Annotated in this window: 15 protein-coding genes, 1 pseudogene and 1 riboswitch; of the genes and pseudogenes, 14 read left to right on the top strand and 2 right to left on the bottom strand. The window is 73.7% G+C overall.

Going from position 1 to position 14,585, the window contains the following annotated elements:
- The first annotated feature begins 29 nt into the window (after nucleotides 1–29).
- The 7 genes from OG715_RS10290 to OG715_RS10260 all read left to right on the top strand — a co-directional run bounded on the left by OG715_RS10290 (nucleotide 30) and on the right by OG715_RS10260 (nucleotide 6,313).
- Complete coding sequence (locus OG715_RS10290; protein ID WP_266275312.1) at nucleotides 30–860, top strand: shikimate dehydrogenase; 831 nt, start codon at nucleotides 30–32, stop codon at nucleotides 858–860.
- Between the two features lie 269 nt (nucleotides 861–1,129).
- Nucleotides 1,130–2,314, top strand: a complete 1,185-nt coding sequence (gene aroC / locus OG715_RS10285) for a chorismate synthase (RefSeq protein ID WP_266275314.1) — start codon at nucleotides 1,130–1,132, stop codon at nucleotides 2,312–2,314.
- The gene (locus OG715_RS10280; protein ID WP_266275316.1) at nucleotides 2,311–2,832 is read left to right on the top strand and encodes a shikimate kinase; all 522 of its coding nucleotides are present in this window, start codon (nucleotides 2,311–2,313) and stop codon (nucleotides 2,830–2,832) included. The genes aroC and OG715_RS10280 overlap by 4 nt, the downstream gene beginning before the upstream one ends.
- Nucleotides 2,825–3,916, top strand: a complete 1,092-nt coding sequence (gene aroB / locus OG715_RS10275; protein WP_266275318.1) for a 3-dehydroquinate synthase — start codon at nucleotides 2,825–2,827, stop codon at nucleotides 3,914–3,916. The genes OG715_RS10280 and aroB overlap by 8 nt, the downstream gene beginning before the upstream one ends.
- An 8-nt stretch (nucleotides 3,917–3,924) precedes the next feature.
- Nucleotides 3,925–4,353, top strand: a complete 429-nt coding sequence (aroQ, locus tag OG715_RS10270) for a type II 3-dehydroquinate dehydratase (protein WP_266277346.1) — start codon at nucleotides 3,925–3,927, stop codon at nucleotides 4,351–4,353.
- A gap of 224 nt (nucleotides 4,354–4,577) precedes the next feature.
- Nucleotides 4,578–5,396 (top strand): AAA family ATPase, encoded by an 819-nt coding sequence (locus OG715_RS10265; RefSeq protein WP_407660961.1) that lies wholly within the window; start codon nucleotides 4,578–4,580, stop codon nucleotides 5,394–5,396.
- Nucleotides 5,397–5,479: 83 nt separating this feature from the next.
- Complete coding sequence (locus OG715_RS10260; protein ID WP_266275320.1) at nucleotides 5,480–6,313, top strand: Fpg/Nei family DNA glycosylase; 834 nt, start codon at nucleotides 5,480–5,482, stop codon at nucleotides 6,311–6,313.
- Between the two features lie 145 nt (nucleotides 6,314–6,458).
- Here the strand turns inward: OG715_RS10260 and OG715_RS10255 are convergent.
- Nucleotides 6,459–6,794 (bottom strand): annotated as a pseudogene (locus OG715_RS10255) (ArsR/SmtB family transcription factor); the annotation flags it as partial.
- Between the two features lie 83 nt (nucleotides 6,795–6,877).
- A riboswitch (cobalamin riboswitch) is annotated at nucleotides 6,878–7,069 on the top strand.
- A gap of 32 nt (nucleotides 7,070–7,101) precedes the next feature.
- Between OG715_RS10255 and nicT the strand changes: the two are divergent.
- From nicT to OG715_RS10225, 6 genes are all read left to right on the top strand, one after another.
- The gene (gene nicT / locus OG715_RS10250; RefSeq protein WP_266275322.1) at nucleotides 7,102–8,271 is read left to right on the top strand and encodes a Nickel transporter NicT; all 1,170 of its coding nucleotides are present in this window, start codon (nucleotides 7,102–7,104) and stop codon (nucleotides 8,269–8,271) included.
- A gap of 66 nt (nucleotides 8,272–8,337) precedes the next feature.
- The gene (locus OG715_RS10245; protein WP_266275324.1) at nucleotides 8,338–9,444 is read left to right on the top strand and encodes a M24 family metallopeptidase; all 1,107 of its coding nucleotides are present in this window, start codon (nucleotides 8,338–8,340) and stop codon (nucleotides 9,442–9,444) included.
- Nucleotides 9,445–9,510: 66 nt separating this feature from the next.
- On the top strand, nucleotides 9,511–10,074 hold the full coding sequence (gene efp / locus OG715_RS10240) for an elongation factor P (protein ID WP_266275326.1): 564 nt from the start codon (nucleotides 9,511–9,513) through the stop codon (nucleotides 10,072–10,074).
- A 4-nt stretch (nucleotides 10,075–10,078) separates the two neighbouring features.
- Entirely contained in the window at nucleotides 10,079–10,516 is a 438-nt protein-coding gene (gene nusB / locus OG715_RS10235; RefSeq protein ID WP_266275328.1) for a transcription antitermination factor NusB, read from the top strand.
- Between the two features lie 160 nt (nucleotides 10,517–10,676).
- Complete coding sequence (locus OG715_RS10230; RefSeq protein WP_266275330.1) at nucleotides 10,677–11,516, top strand: thioesterase family protein; 840 nt, start codon at nucleotides 10,677–10,679, stop codon at nucleotides 11,514–11,516.
- 524 nt (nucleotides 11,517–12,040) lie between these two features.
- A complete protein-coding gene (locus tag OG715_RS10225) occupies nucleotides 12,041–12,961 on the top strand; it encodes a hypothetical protein (RefSeq protein ID WP_266275332.1) in 921 nt (306 codons plus the stop codon).
- Between the two features lie 166 nt (nucleotides 12,962–13,127).
- Here the strand turns inward: OG715_RS10225 and bldD are convergent, their stop codons facing one another.
- Nucleotides 13,128–13,631 carry a transcriptional regulator BldD gene (gene bldD, locus OG715_RS10220; protein WP_030300254.1) on the bottom strand — a complete coding sequence of 168 codons (504 nt, stop codon included), beginning with the start codon at nucleotides 13,629–13,631 and terminating at the stop codon, nucleotides 13,128–13,130.
- 330 nt (nucleotides 13,632–13,961) lie between these two features.
- Between bldD and pyrR the strand changes: the two genes are divergently transcribed.
- Complete coding sequence (gene pyrR, locus OG715_RS10215; protein WP_266275334.1) at nucleotides 13,962–14,585, top strand: bifunctional pyr operon transcriptional regulator/uracil phosphoribosyltransferase PyrR; 624 nt, start codon at nucleotides 13,962–13,964, stop codon at nucleotides 14,583–14,585.

Raw genomic sequence — 14,585 nt, 5'->3', positions numbered from 1 at the left:
GCCGGGAGGCGGCGGAGGAAGTGACCAGCGTGACCAGCAAGCACCGGGCGGCCGTCCTCGGCTCGCCGATCGCCCACTCGCTCTCGCCCGCCCTGCACCGGGCCGCCTTCGCGGCGCTCGGCCTGGACGGCTGGCGCTACGACCGGTTCGAGGTGGACGAGGCCGGCCTGCCCGGCTTCGTCGCCGGGCTGGACGAGGCCGAGTGGGCGGGCTGCTCGCTGACCATGCCGCTCAAGCGGGCGGTGATCCCGCTGCTCGACGAGGTGAGCGGGGCCGCCCGGACCGTCGACGCGGTGAACACCCTGGTCTTCACCGCCGACGGCCGGCGCGAGGGCCACAACACGGACGTGCCCGGCCTGGTCAACGCGCTGCGCGAGCGCGGCATCACCGAGGTGTCCTCGGCCGCGGTGCTCGGCGCAGGGGCCACCGCCTCCTCCGCGCTGGCCGCGCTGGCCCGGCTCGGCGCCCGCGAGGTGACCGTCTACGTCCGCACCCCCGAGCGGGCCCGGGAGATGGCCGCGCTGGGCGAACGGCTCGGCGTGGCGGTGCGCACCGCCGACTGGGAGCGCGGCGCCGAGGCGCTGGCCCACCCGCTGACCGTGGCCACCACCCCGGCCGGGGCGACCGACACCTTCGCCGCCGGGCTGACCGCCGCGCCGGGCGCGCTGTTCGACGTGCTGTACCACCCGTGGCCGACCGCGCTGGCCGCGGCCTGCGCGGACCGCGGCGCGACCGTGCTGGGCGGCCTCGACCTGCTGGTGCACCAGGCGGTGCTGCAGAACGAGCTCTTCACCGGGCGCGGCCCCGGTCCGCTGGCGGCGGTCCGCGCGGCCGGCGAGGCGGCGCTCGCGGCGGGCTGACCGCCGCCCGGGGCAAGGGTGGTGCACGGACGGTGTGCGCCCTCGGTGTGCCCACCGTGTCCGTACGGTGCCCGGGGTGTGGCGGCGCTCCGCCGGCGGGCCCTCGGCCGCGCGGTGACCGGCCATTCCCGTCCGCCGGTCGGCCGAATGCTGTCCGGTGATCGGACTCCAGGTCCGGTCGGCCGTCCGGCATGAAAGGATTCGGGGAGAGAAGGCACGCCCGGACGGGTGCGGAAGCCCCGCGCCGGTCCGCTGATGAAGGAGCTCCGTTGGGTACGTTGCGCTGGCTGACGGCGGGGGAGTCGCACGGCCCCGCACTCGTCGCGACGCTGGAGGGCCTGCCCGCCGGTGTACCGGTCACCACCGCGGTGGTGGCCGACGCCCTGGCGCGTCGCCGGCTCGGTTACGGTCGCGGCGCACGGATGAAGTTCGAGCAGGACGAGGTGACCTTCCTCGGCGGCGTCCGGCACGGCCTCACCATGGGCAGCCCGGTGGCCGTGATGGTCGGCAACACCGAGTGGCCGAAGTGGGAGCAGGTCATGTCGGCCGACCCGGTCGACCCCGAGGTGCTGGCCGGTCTCGGCCGCAACGAGGCGCTGACCCGCCCGCGCCCCGGCCACGCGGACCTGGCCGGCATGCAGAAGTACTCGATCGACGAGGCCCGCCCGATCCTGGAGCGCGCCAGCGCCCGGGAGACCGCCGCCCGGGTCGCGCTCGGCGCCGTCGCCCGCTCCTACCTCAAGGAGACCTGCGGCATCGAGATCGTCAGCCACGTGGTCGAGCTGGCCGCCGCCAAGGCCCCGGCCGGGGTGCTGCCGCTGCCCGCCGACGAGGCGAAGCTGGACGCCGACCCGGTGCGCTGCCTGGACGCCGACGCGTCGAAGGCGATGGTCGCCGAGATCGACCAGGCCCACAAGGACGGCGACACCCTCGGCGGCGTCGTCGAGGTCCTCGCCTACGGCGTCCCGGTCGGCCTCGGCTCGCACGTGCACTGGGACCGCCGCCTCGACGCCCGGCTGGCCGCCGCGCTGATGGGCATCCAGGCGATCAAGGGCGTCGAGGTCGGCGACGGCTTCGACCTGGCCCGCGTCCCCGGCTCGCAGGCGCACGACGAGATCGTGCCGGGCCCGGACGGTGCCAAGCGCGTCTCCGGCCGCTCCGGCGGCACCGAGGGCGGCCTGTCCACCGGTGAGCTGCTGCGGGTGCGCGCCGCGATGAAGCCGATCGCGACCGTCCCGCGCGCGCTGCGCACCGTGGACGTGCGCACCGGCGAGCCCGCCAAGGCGCACCACCAGCGCTCCGACGTCTGTGCGGTGCCGGCGGCCGGCATCGTCGCCGAGGCGATGGTCGCCCTGGTGCTCGCCGACGCGGTGAACGAGAAGTTCGGTGGCGACCACGTGTCGGAGACCCGGCGCAACGTGCGGAGCTACCTCGACAACCTGATCGTCCGATGACCACTCCGGTCCTCGTGCTGGTCGGCCCGCCCGGCAGTGGCAAGTCCACCGTCGGGCGGGCCGTCGCCGAGCGCCTCGGTGTGGCCTTCCGGGACACCGACGCCGATATCGAGGCGCGGGCCGGAAAGCCGATCCCGGACATCTTCGTGGACGAGGGCGAGCCGCACTTCCGCGAGCTGGAGCAGGCGGCCGTGCGGGCCGCGGCCGGGACCCACGCCGGGGTGCTGGCGCTCGGCGGCGGCGCGGTGATGGCCGCGCCGACCCGTGAGCTGCTGCGCGACCTGCCGGTGGTGTTCCTGGAGGTCCCGCTCGCCGACGCGGTCAAGCGGGTCGGCCTGGACGCCCCGCGCCCGCTGCTCGCGGTCAACCCGCGGGCCCGCTGGCGCGAGCTGATGGAGGCCCGCCGCCCCCTCTACCTGGAGGTGGCCACCGCCGTCGTCGACACCGCCGGCCGCACCCCCGAGCAGGTCGCGGACGCCGTACTGGAAGCACTGGAGCTGAAGACCCCCCATGACTGACACCACCGTCAGGATCCACGTCGCCGGAAGCGCCGGCCACGACCCGTACGACGTGCTGATCGGGCACCAGCTGCTCGGTGAGCTGTCCCCGCTGATCGGGACCAGGGCCAAGCGGGTCGCGATCATCCACCCGGAGGCGCTGTCCGCCACCGCCGACGCCGTCCGCGAGGACCTGGCCGGCGAGGGCTACGAGGCGATCGCGCTGCAGGTCCCGAACGCCGAGGAGGCGAAGAGCGCCGAGGTGGCCGCGTACTGCTGGTCGGTGCTCGGGCAGACCGGGTTCACCCGCAGCGACGTCGTCGTCGGCCTCGGCGGCGGTGCCACCACCGACCTGGCCGGCTTCGTCGCCGCCACCTGGCTGCGCGGGGTGCGCTGGATCTCCGTGCCCACCACGCTGCTCGGCATGGTCGACGCGGCCGTCGGCGGCAAGACCGGCATCAACATCGCCGAGGGCAAGAACATGGTCGGCGCCTTCCACCCGCCGGTGGGCGTGCTGGCCGACCTCGGCACGCTGGAGACCGTGCCCAAGCACGACTACGTCTCCGGGCTCGCCGAGGTCATCAAGTGCGGCTTCATCGCCGACCCGGTCATCCTCGACCTGGTCGAGGCCGACCCCGAGGGGGCCAGGACCCCGGCCGGGCCGCACACCGTCGAGCTGATCCGCCGCGCCATCCAGGTCAAGGCCGACGTGGTGTCCGGGGACCTCAAGGAGTCCGGGCAGCGCGAGATCCTCAACTACGGCCACACCCTCGGCCACGCCATCGAGCGCAACGAGCGCTACAAGTGGCGGCACGGCGCGGCGATCTCGATCGGCATGGTGTACGCCGCCGAACTGGGTCGCCTGGCGGGCCGGTTGGACGACGCGACGGCCGACCGGCACCGCACCGTGCTGGCCTCGGTCGGCCTGCCGCTGACCTACCGGGCGGACGCCTGGCCGAAGCTGCTGGACGCGATGAAGATCGACAAGAAGTCGCGCGGCGACCTGATCCGCTTCATCGTGCTGGACGGCCTCGCCAAGACCTCCGTACTGGAGGGCCCCGACCCGTCGCTGCTGGTGGCCGCCTACGCGGAGGTGTCCGGGTGACCAGGGTGATGGTGCTCAACGGCCCCAACCTGGGCCGGCTGGGCAGCCGCGAACCCGACGTCTACGGCGCCACCTCGTACGCCGGGCTGGTCGAGCGCTGCACCGCGCTCGGCAAGGAGCTCGGCTTCGAGGTCGAGGTGCACGAGACCAACTCCGAGCAGCAGATGGTGGAGTGGCTGCACGAGGCCGCCGACGGCCGGGTGCCCGTGGTGATCAACCCGGGCGCGTTCACCCACTACTCGTACGCGATGCGGGACGCCGCGGCGCAGCGCACCGCGCCGCTGGTCGAGGTGCACATCTCCAACCCGTACGCCCGGGAGACCTTCCGGCACACCTCGGTGATCGCCGCGGTGGCCTCCGGGACGATCGCCGGGTTCGGGATCGGCTCGTACGAGCTGGCCCTGCGGGCGCTCGCCGAGCAGCTCGCCGCGGGCTGACGCCGGGCCCGGTCGGTGACCGGCGGCGGTGCGGCGGTGGGCTGTGTCCACCGCCGCACCGCCGTGTAGTGTCCCGCTGAAGGAAGTCGGGAGGTGCCGTGACGCAGTACGCCGGGGGTGGATCCGTCCCCCCACGTCCCGTGGCTCCGCCGGTGCCGGGGTATCCGGTGGCGGCCGGGACGGTGCCCGTTCCGATGGTCGTTCCGTTGCCTCTGCCTGTGCCGGTGGCTGTTCCGCTGATGGTTCCGGTGGGCGACTCGACGGCCTCGACGGACTCCTCGGGGCCGCCGACCGTTCCGCTGCCGGTGCTGCCGTCCCCTCCGCCCGGACCGTTGCCCGCGCCCGCGCCCGCGCCCGCGCCCGCGCCCGCCCCGGCCGCGCCGCCCGCGCCGGCCCCGGTGCCCGCCGGCTCCACCGGGCACTTCCTGCTGCCCTCCGGCGCGCCCGTCCAACTGCCCGCCCGGCAGCCGCAGCAGCACGCGCCCGCGGGCCCGATCGCGGTGCTGCTGATCGGTCCGGCCGGTGCCGGCAAGACCACCGTCGCCCGGCACTGGGCCGAGCGGCGTCCCACCCCGACCGCGCACATCAGCCTCGACGACGTCCGGGAGTGGGTGCAGTCCGGCTTCGCCAACCCGCAGTCCGGCTGGAACAACGCCTCCGAGGCGCAGTACCGGCTGGCCCGCCGGACCTGCGGCTTCGCCTGCCGCAACTACCTCGCCAACGGCATCTCCTGCATCATCGACGACGCGGTCTTCCCCGACCGCCCGGCGATCGGCCTCGGCGGCTGGAAGCGGCACATCGGGCCCGGCATGATCCCGGTGGTGCTGCTGCCCAGCCTCGACTCGGTGCTCCACCGCAACGCCCGGCGCAGCGGGAACCGCCGGCTCGGCGACGAGGAGGTGGCCCGGATCCACGGCCGGATGGCCGGCTGGTACAACTCCGGGCTGCCGATCATCGACAACTCCCAGCTCGACGTGGCCGCCACCGCCGCCGAGCTGGACCGGGTGATCCTGGCCCGGCTGATGGGCATCCCGGTCCGCTGAGGGGCCCGTTCGCCCGGCGGGTGTGTCGGTGCCGACTGCGATGATGGACGGGTCCTGAACGTTCGACCGGGGGAGCCGCGCCCGTGCCGGAAGGCCACATCATCCACCGTCTCGCCGCCGAGAACCACCGCGCCTTCGGCGGCCGGGAGGTCCGGGCCAGCAGCCCGCAGGGGCGGTTCGCGGACGGCGCCGGGCTGATCGACGGACGGGAGCTGGAGGCGGCGGAGGCCGTCGGCAAGCACCTGTTCCTCGGCTTCGGCGAGGACGCCTGGGTGCACATCCACCTCGGCCTGTACGGGGGCTTCACCTTCGCCGCGATCGGCGACGGGCCGGTCCCTGCGCCGGTCGGCCTGGTCCGGCTGCGGCTGGAGAACGACGAGCACGTCGCCGATCTGCGCGGCCCCAACACCTGCGCGCTGATCACCGGCGCCGAGAAGGCCGCGGTGGCGGCCAGGCTCGGCCCCGACCCGCTGCGCGCCGACGCCGACCCGGACGCCGCCTGGCGGCGGATGGCGGCCAGCCGGACGACGGTCGCGGCCCTGCTGATGGACCAGAAGGTGCTGGCCGGGGTGGGGAACGTCTACCGGGCGGAGGTGCTGTTCCGGCACGGCATCGATCCGCACCGGGCGGGGCGCGAGCTGCTCCGGGCCGAGTGGGACGCGATCTGGGCGGACCTCGTCGCGCTGATGCGCGAGGGCGTCGGCGCGGGCCGGATCGACACCGTGCGCCCCGAGCACACCCCCGAGGCGATGGGCCGCCCACCACGGGTCGACGACCACGGCGGCGAGGTGTACGTCTACCGGCGGGCCGGGATGCCGTGCCTGGTCTGCGCCACCGAGGTCCGGACCGAGGAGCACGCCTCCCGCAATCTGTTCTGGTGCCCGTCCTGCCAGCCGGCCGGGACCCCGGGCCGCTGACCGGGCCGCCGGTCGGGCGGTCGGTCGGGCGGTCGGCGGGGTGGGGTCAGCCGGTCGCCGCGTCGGGCTCGCCGTGCTCGTGGTGCTCCTGGTGTTCGCCGTGCTCGTGGTGCTCGTCGTGTTCGGGGGTGTCGACGGCGCACGCGTCCAGCAGGGGGCGCAGGTCCGCGTCCACGAGCCGGTAGCGCACGACACGTCCCTCCTTCTCGCCGGTCACCGCCCCGGCCGTCCGCAGCAGCCGCAGGGCCTGGGAGACGGCGGGGTCGCGCATGCCGGTGGCGACCGCCAGGTCGGAGACGGCGAGCGGCCCGGTGCGGTGCAGCGCGAGCAGCAGGGCGAGGCGGCCGGGGTCGGCGAGCAGCGAGAAGCGCTCGGCCCAGGAGCGGACGTGGGCGGTGTCGCCGATCGCCGCGATGGCCTCGCAGACCCGGTGCCCGTCGATGGTGCGGTGGCCCGCGCGGTCGGCCGGTACGAGATGCATACGGGCCATTCTCGCAGGCGGGACGCTGTGATCCTGGACACCTGCGCAGGTGCGCAGCCTTGCAAGGGTCACCGCCCGCCGCCTACGGTGTTGCCCGCCGTGGTGCTCGGGAAGACCGGTGACGGACCCTCAGGGGTCCCAGTCCGGAGCGGCCCTCGCCACTGTGATCGGGGGGAAGTGTCCGTACCCACATGCCACTGGGCGCCTCGCGCGTTCGGGAAGGCGGGTGCGGGAGCCCCGTCAGCCAGGAGACCGGCCGCGGCATCTCACGAAGTGTTTCCACGAGGTGCTGGAGCGTGATCCCAGGATGACCCTGCCCGAAACCGTCGCCGCCCCGGCGGCGCCCACCGCCCTGCCCACCTTCCGATGGCGGCGGGAGGACACCGTACGGACCGCCGGCCTGATGGGCGTGATCCTGGCCATGCACGTGGTGGCCTTCGGCACGCTGATCTTCCTGGTCGCGCCGGAGAAGTACGAGGTGGGCACCCAGGTCTTCGGGGTGGGCCTGGGCATCACCGCGTACACCCTCGGCATGCGGCACGCCTTCGACGCCGACCACATCGCGGTGATCGACAACACCACCCGGAAGCTGATGGCGGACGGCAAGCGGCCGGTCTCGGTCGGCTTCTGGTTCGCGCTCGGGCACTCCTCGATGGTGGTGCTGATGGCCGCCCTGGTGGCGGGCGGCGCGCAGCTGGCCAGCACCCTGATGGACGACGAGTCCACCACCCACCAGTGGCTGGGCGTGGTCGGCACCTCGGCCTCCGGGGTCTTCCTCTACCTGATCGGCGCGCTCAACCTGGCCGCTCTGTTCGGCATCCTCAAGGTCTTCCGCTCGATGCGGGCGGGCCGGTTCGACGAGGCCGAGCTGGAGGAGCACCTCAACTCGCGCGGCCTGCTGGCCCGGGTGCTGAACCGGGCCACCCGCTCGATCACCCGTCCCGGCCAGATGTTCCCGGTCGGCATGGTGCTCGGCCTGGGCTTCGACACCGCGACCGAGGTCACCCTGATGGTGATGGCGGGCTCCGGCGCGGCCTCCGGCCTGCCCTGGTACGCGATCGTCTGCCTGCCGCTGCTGTTCGCGGCCGGCATGAGCCTGTTCGACACCCTGGACGGCACCTTCATGAACTTCGCCTACCAGTGGGCGTTCTCCAACCCGGTGCGCAAGGTGTACTACAACCTGACCATCACCGGACTGTCCATCGCGGTGGCGTTCATCATCGGGACCATCGAACTCGTCGGCGTCCTGCACGAGAAGCTGGACCTCACCGACCCGGTGACCGGCTGGATCGCGGACATCACCCTGGACAACGTCGGCTACGCCATCGTCGGCCTGTTCGTCGTGGTCTGGGCCGCCGCCATCGCCTACTGGCGCCTGGCCGGCGTCGAGAAGAAGTGGGCCGTCGCCCCCGTCCCCGCCCCGGTCGCCGCACCCGCCCCGACCGCCGCCCGGGCCCCCGCCGGCGGCGCCGAGTAGTCCCGCGCGGGCCCGGGTGGGGGCGTTCGGCGGGCGGATCGGGGGCGGGGTTCGTAGGCTCGACGCATGGCTGATGCGTACGCGGGCCGCCGGGAGCGGTTGCGGGAGCACTGCAGTGCGTCCGGGACCGACGCGGCGCTGATCACCCGGGCGGCGAACGTGCGGTACCTCACCGGGTGTCCGCCGTGCGGGGCGACCCTGCTGCTGACCCGGGACCGGGCGTTGCTGGCACTGCCCGACGACCTGCCGCCGGACGACACCGGCGAGCACCTGATCTCGCCCGAGGTGACCCGGCTGGAGGTGGCGGCCGGGGCGGACACCGCGCTGGCCGCCGCCGGTGCCGCGGCGGGGCTGCGGGTGGCCGGGCTGGCGGTGGAGGAGCACGACCTGACGGTCACCCGGCACCGGGCCGTGGCCGGACTGGTCGAGGGCACCCGGCTGGCGGACGTCGGACAGGCGGTCGAGCGGCTGCGGGTGGTCAAGGACGAGTACGAGATCGCCGATCTGCGGATCGCCGCGGAGATCGCCGACCAGGCGCTCGGCGAGCTGCTGGAGTCGATCCTGGTCGGCCGGACCGAGCGGCACCTGGCGATGGAGCTGGAGCGCCGGATGATCGACCACGGCGCGGACCGCGCGGCGTTCCCGGTCTCGGTCGGCACCGGCAGCCACTCCGGCCAGCAGGCGCACCAGCCCACCGACCGCCGGGTCGAGGAGGGCGACTTCCTGACCGTGGTGCTCGGTGCCAGGTACCGGGGCTACGGCGTCTCGACCGCCCGGACCTTCGTGATCGGCGCGGCCCCGGCCCCCTGGCAGGTCGAGCTGCACCGGCTGGTGTTCCGGGCCCAACGGGCCGGTCGGGAGGCACTCGGCCCGGGGGTCGAGCAGCACGTGCCGGACCAGGCGGCGCGGGAGATTCTGCAGTCCGCAGGGCACACCGAGACCTCTCCGCACCCGGTCGGCCACGGCATCGGGCTGGAGATCCGGGAGGCACCGCGTCTCGGCCCCACGGACATGGGTAAACTGGACAGCCGCGTGCCGGTCACTGTCGGCCCGGGAGTCCACCTCCCGGGACGCGGCGGGGTCCGGATCGAGGACACGCTCGTCGTGCGCCCCCTTGAGGAGGGCGGGCCCGAGCTGCTCACCATCACCACCAAGGAGCTCCTCGCCCTGTGACACGGGTGTGTCCCAGGACGCGACCCCTTGGTTCCTTGACAGCTATATCCAGGAGTTAGTGCGCCCGTGGCTTCCACGAACGATCTCAAGAACGGCATGGTCCTCAAGCTGGACGGCGGGAAGCTCTGGTCCGTCGTCGAGTTCCAGCACGTCAAGCCCGGCAAGGGCCCGGCCTTCGTGCGCACCAAGCTCAAGGAGGTCCTGACGGGCAAGGTCGTCGACAAGACCTTCAACGCCGGCACCAAGGTCGAGACCGCCAACGTCGACAAGCGCACCATGCAGTTCTCGTACAAGGACGGCGAGAACTACGTGTTCATGGACATGGACACCTTCGACCAGCTGACGATCGAGCCGGTCGTCGTCGGTGACGCCGCCAAGTACCTGCTCGAGGGCTTCGACGCGCTCGTCGCCGTGAACGACGGCGCGGTGCTGTACATCGAGCTCCCGGCCGCCGTCGAGCTGGTCATCGCCGAGACCGAGCCGGGCGTCCAGGGCGACCGCTCCACCGGTGGCACCAAGCCGGCCACGCTGGAGACGGGCGCCGAGATCCAGGTCCCGCTCTTCGTGACCACCGGCGAGAAGGTCAAGGTCGACACCCGCGACGGCAGCTACCTCGGCCGGGTGAAGTAAGTCCGTGTCGTCCGCACGCACCAAGGCCCGCACGCGAGCCTTCCAGATCCTGTTCGAGGCCGACCACCGTGGGGTCGACCCGCTGACGGTCCTCGCCGACTGGGTGGCCCGGGCCCGGGAGCCCAAGCCGGACGAGGGCACTCCGCAGGTCGGCGAGTACACCATGGAGCTGGTCGAGGGGTACGTCCAGTACGCCCGCCGGATCGATGATCTGATCTCGCAGTACGCCGTCGGCTGGACGCTCGACCGGATGCCGATCGCGGACCGCAACGTCCTGCGGCTCGGCACCTACGAGCTGATCTGGGAGGACAGCGTCCCGGACGCGGTCGTCGTCGACGAGGCGGTGGAGATCGCCAAGGAGTACTCCACCGACGACTCCCCGGCGTTCGTGAACGGTCTGCTGGCCCGCTTCATGGAGCTCAAGCCGAGCATCCGCCGCTGAGGCGCGCACCTGTACCGACGGCCGTCGGACCGGAAACGGTCCGGCGGCCGTTCGGCGTGTTCACCCGTTCGGCGTATGGTGGCCCTACTCGTCAGTAACCTCATGCGCCGGCGGCCCACGCCCGCCGGCGACCCCGTAGTGAAGGGCAGGCCACCCCCCCATGACCACGGCGATCCGCAGCGAGTTCGACCAGGGCATCGCCCTCACCCCGCACCCGGACGAGCCCGGCCGGTACGACGGCGAACTCGGCGCGGGCTGGCAGATCGGCGGCGGCGTCAACGGCGGACTGCTGCTGGCCGTCGCCGGCCACGCGCTCTCGCTCTCGCACACCGCCCGCCCGGAGAGCGCCGGCCACACCGACCCGGTGTCGATCAGCGGCTACTACCTCTCCGCCGCCACCCCCGGACCGGCCACCGTGCGCACCGACGTCGTCCGCGCCGGCCGCACGCTCTCCACCGGCACCGCCTCGCTCAGCCAGGACGGCGTGGAGCGCCTGCGGGTGCTCGCCACCCACGGCGACCTCGCCACCCACGACGGCGAGGTGCGGACCAGCGCCGCCCCGCCGCAGCTGCCGCCGCCGGACCAGTGCGTCGGCGTCGAGCACGCGCCCAAGGAGCTGATCGCGCAGGCCGCGCTGCTGGAGCGGTTCGACATGCGGCTCGACCCGGCGACCATCGGCTGGGCGCTCGGACAGCCGTCCGGCGCCGGCCGGATCCAGGGCTGGTTCCGGCTCGCCGACGGCCGCGAGCCCGACCCGCTGCTGCTCCTGCTGGTCGCCGACGCGCTGCCGCCGGTCACCTTCGACCTCGGCATGCCGGGCTGGGCGCCGACCGTGGAGCTGACGGTGCATCTGCGGGCCAGGCCCGCCCCGGGCTGGCTGCGGGTCGTGCACGCGACCCGGAACCTGGCGGGCGGGTACTTCGAGGAGGACGCCGAGGTCTGGGACGAGACGGGCCGCCTCGTTGCCCAGTCCCGGCAGCTGGCCCGCGTGCCCCGATAGTCGCCCGCTCGCCTCCGGGGCGCTTTCGTCCGGTGCCGACGGTCGGCGCTCCAACGCCGCTCGTACCTCGCGTCGTCCTCGCTTCTCCCTTTCGGCACCGGCGCGCCCCTTCGGCTCGGGGCGGGAGTCGCCCGCTCGCCTCCCCTGTGGGGCTCGGGGCGGGAGTCGCCCGCTCGCCTCCCCTGTGGGGCTCGGGGCGGGGGTTGCCCGGTCCCGTGTGGGGCTCGGGGCGGGGTCGCCCGCTCGTTCTCCTCGCGGGGGCGCTCGTTCGGGGGGCGTGCGCGGGCGTGGGTGGCTGAAATGGTGTGAGCGGGTGGGCACGGGGTGTGACGACGGCGCCTCGCGCGGGGCGGATGCGCGGGGCGCGACCGCTCGGGCGCACAACCGTGCGTGACTCCAAACATCAGATTCACCCTCGGTTACAGTCCTGTGACACGTCGTACGTGTGCGCCACGCGGGGCGGGGGAGGACAAGGTCGGCGGTGCACCCGCCGCCGCCCCGCCCGCCCCGCCCGAGGAGCCCCGATGAGCCGCAACGGCCGCGCCCGCCGCACTCCCGACTGCACCGCCGCCGGCCACCGCCCCCGGGTCCGTCCGCGCACCGCCGCCGAGCGGTCCGAGGGCTGCGAGCGGCAGCGGTCCGAGGGTGCCGGCCAGGCCTTCGTGATCGGGGTGCTCACCAACGCGGCGGACTTCGAGGAGGCCCGCGCCTGGCAGCTGTCGGACGCCCCGGACCACGAGCGGTACCTGGCCGAGACCGCCGAGCTGCTCGCCGACGCCCGGCGGCGGTTCGACACCGTCCGGGCGCGGATGTTCCACCCGCGGGACTTCGCCGAGTTCTGTCTGCTGCACGGCCTCGACCCGGCCGAGCCGGCCGCCCGCGAGCGCTACCTGGTCAACCCGCCGCTGCAGACGCAGCTGTTGGCCTATCAGGGGGAGGAACTGGTCGGCGACTTCCTGCCCCGGCTGGTGCGGGCCCGGGAGAACGGGCTGACCCTGCGGCACACCGACCTGCTGCTCGACGGCCGCCTCCACGGGGAGCGCGACGAGGCCGTGCGCGGCGCCTACGAGCAGGGTGCCGAGGTGTTCCGCCGGATGCTGCTGGGGGCCGGCTGCGGCGTCTACGAGCTGCGGCTGTCGGTGGACGCCCCCGGCGGGCGGCTGACCGCGGCGGCCCGGGTGCTCCAGTGGGAGGACGGCGTGGTGCGGATCAACGACGAGGACCTCGAACTGCTCTGCGCGGTGCTCTGCGCCGGGCTGGCCCGGGGGCTGCCCGGTCTCGCGGTGCTGCACGGCGCGCAGGGCTCGGCGGCCGCCTGCGGGGAGTACCGGCCGACCGCCTGGGCCTGGACCAGCGAGGGGCAGGTGTGGACGCCCTCGGCCGGCCCGGTGCGGCTGGACGGCGTGGCGGCCGAGCCGGGCTACCGGCTGGAGACGGTTTGCTGAGGGCGGGGACGGGCATACGGGCGGGCGCCGGGACGGCCGCTCGGGAACGCCGCGGCGCGGCACCCTGTGCGGGGTGCCGCGCCGTGACGTTTCTGCTGGTGTGGGCCGTTCCCGCTCCCGTTTCGTGGGCCGCGAACCGAGGAGCCGGGAACCGAGGGGCCGGGACTCAGCCCGTCTCCTCCTCGCGCACCGCACGGCGCGCGTCGGGGTTGAGCACGCCCCAGGAGATGAGCTGCTCGGTGAGGATCGACGGCGACTGGTCGTAGATCACGGCCAGGGTGCGCAGGTCGTCCTGGCGGATCGACAGCACCTTGCCGTTGTAGTCGCCGCGCTGGCTCTGGATGGTCGCCGCGTAGCGCTGCAGCGGGCCGGCCTTCTCGGACGGGACCTGGGTCAGTCTCTCCAGGTCGAGGACCAGGCGCGGCGGCGGCTCGGCCGCGCCGCCGGGCGTACCGCCGGGCAGCAGCTCCTGTACCGGGACCCCGTAGAACTCCGCCAGTTCGGCCAGCCGCTGCACGGTGACCGCACGGTCGCCGCGCTCGTACGAGCCGACGACCACTGCCTTCCAGCGCCCCTGGGACTTCTCCTCGACACCGTGCAGGGAGAGCCCCTGCTGGGTGCGGATGGCTCGGAGCTTGCCTCCGAGCTGCTTCGCGTAGTCGCTGGACATTGATCTCCCCGGACGAGATTGCTTCGCGTTCAGTGGTGTGTCACGGGCGATTGCCGACGCCGTTACCGGTGGGTTCGACGTCCGTCTCGTAACTCACTGTGAGGTTACGTAGAGTGAGGTAGTTGCGTCAAGCCGAATGGGGCAGTCGTGCGAATGGGCCGCATCAGGGGTGCGTCCGGCACGTGAACCAGGGGAAGCGGAACGATGGCCGTCGGTTGGCCGCAGAATCACGCTGGTAGGATGACCGGAGCCCGCGCCGCAGGTCGGCGGGGGTCTCCCGACATCCTTTAAGACCCGTCCCGTGAGGCGGGGAAGGAGGTCCGCTTCGGCATGACCGCACACCAGGAATCCGCACCGAGGCCGCCGCACCAAGTGCTGGACGGCACGGACATCGCCCGGGTCATCACCCGGATAGCGCACGAGATCGTCGAGCGCGCCAAGGGCGCCGAGGACGTCGTGCTGCTGGGCATCCACACCAGGGGTGTCCACCTCGCCCGGCGGCTGCACGCCAGGCTCGCCCAGATCACCGACCAGGACATCCCGCTCGGCACCCTGGACATCACGATGTACCGGGACGATCTGCGGCTGAAGCCCGCCCGCGCCCTGGAGCACACCGAGATCCCGCCCGGCGGCATCGACGGCCGGCTGGTCGTCCTCGTCGACGACGTGCTCTTCTCCGGCCGCACCATCCGCGCCGCGCTCGACGCCCTGAACGACATCGGCCGGCCGCGCGCGGTCCAGCTCGCCGTCCTCGTCGACCGGGGCCACCGCGAGCTGCCGATCCGCGCCGACTACGTGGGCAAGAACCTCCCCACCTCGCTTCGCGAGGCCGTCCAGGTGCGCCTGTCCGACCGCGACGGCGTGGACGCCGTGCTCGTCGGCGACCGCGACTTCGCGGCGCGCTCCTCCCAGGCCATGGCCGCTCAGGCCACCGAATCGCACCTCCCGGAGTAA

It is taken from the genome of Kitasatospora purpeofusca (assembly GCF_036010405.1).
In the GTDB taxonomy this organism is placed as follows: domain Bacteria; phylum Actinomycetota; class Actinomycetes; order Streptomycetales; family Streptomycetaceae; genus Kitasatospora; species Kitasatospora purpeofusca.
Note: the sequence above shows the minus strand (reverse complement) of the source record. Positions and strands in the feature narration are given on the sequence as shown.

Excerpts from the sequence above, each read along its gene's own strand:
- OG715_RS10280 (WP_266275316.1), top strand. The coding sequence starts at position 2,311 with ATGACCACTCCGGTCCTCGTGCTGGTCGGCCCGCCCGGCAGTGGCAAG.
- aroQ (WP_266277346.1), top strand. The coding sequence starts at position 3,925 with ATGGTGCTCAACGGCCCCAACCTGGGCCGGCTGGGCAGCCGCGAACCC.
- bldD (WP_030300254.1), bottom strand. The coding sequence starts at position 13,631 with ATGTCCAGCGACTACGCGAAGCAGCTCGGAGGCAAGCTCCGAGCCATC.
- OG715_RS10225 (WP_266275332.1), top strand. The coding sequence starts at position 12,041 with ATGAGCCGCAACGGCCGCGCCCGCCGCACTCCCGACTGCACCGCCGCC.
- OG715_RS10245 (WP_266275324.1), top strand. The coding sequence starts at position 8,338 with ATGGCTGATGCGTACGCGGGCCGCCGGGAGCGGTTGCGGGAGCACTGC.
- pyrR (WP_266275334.1), top strand. The coding sequence starts at position 13,962 with ATGACCGCACACCAGGAATCCGCACCGAGGCCGCCGCACCAAGTGCTG.
- OG715_RS10230 (WP_266275330.1), top strand. The coding sequence starts at position 10,677 with ATGACCACGGCGATCCGCAGCGAGTTCGACCAGGGCATCGCCCTCACC.
- nicT (WP_266275322.1), top strand. The coding sequence starts at position 7,102 with ATGACCCTGCCCGAAACCGTCGCCGCCCCGGCGGCGCCCACCGCCCTG.
- aroB (WP_266275318.1), top strand. The coding sequence starts at position 2,825 with ATGACTGACACCACCGTCAGGATCCACGTCGCCGGAAGCGCCGGCCAC.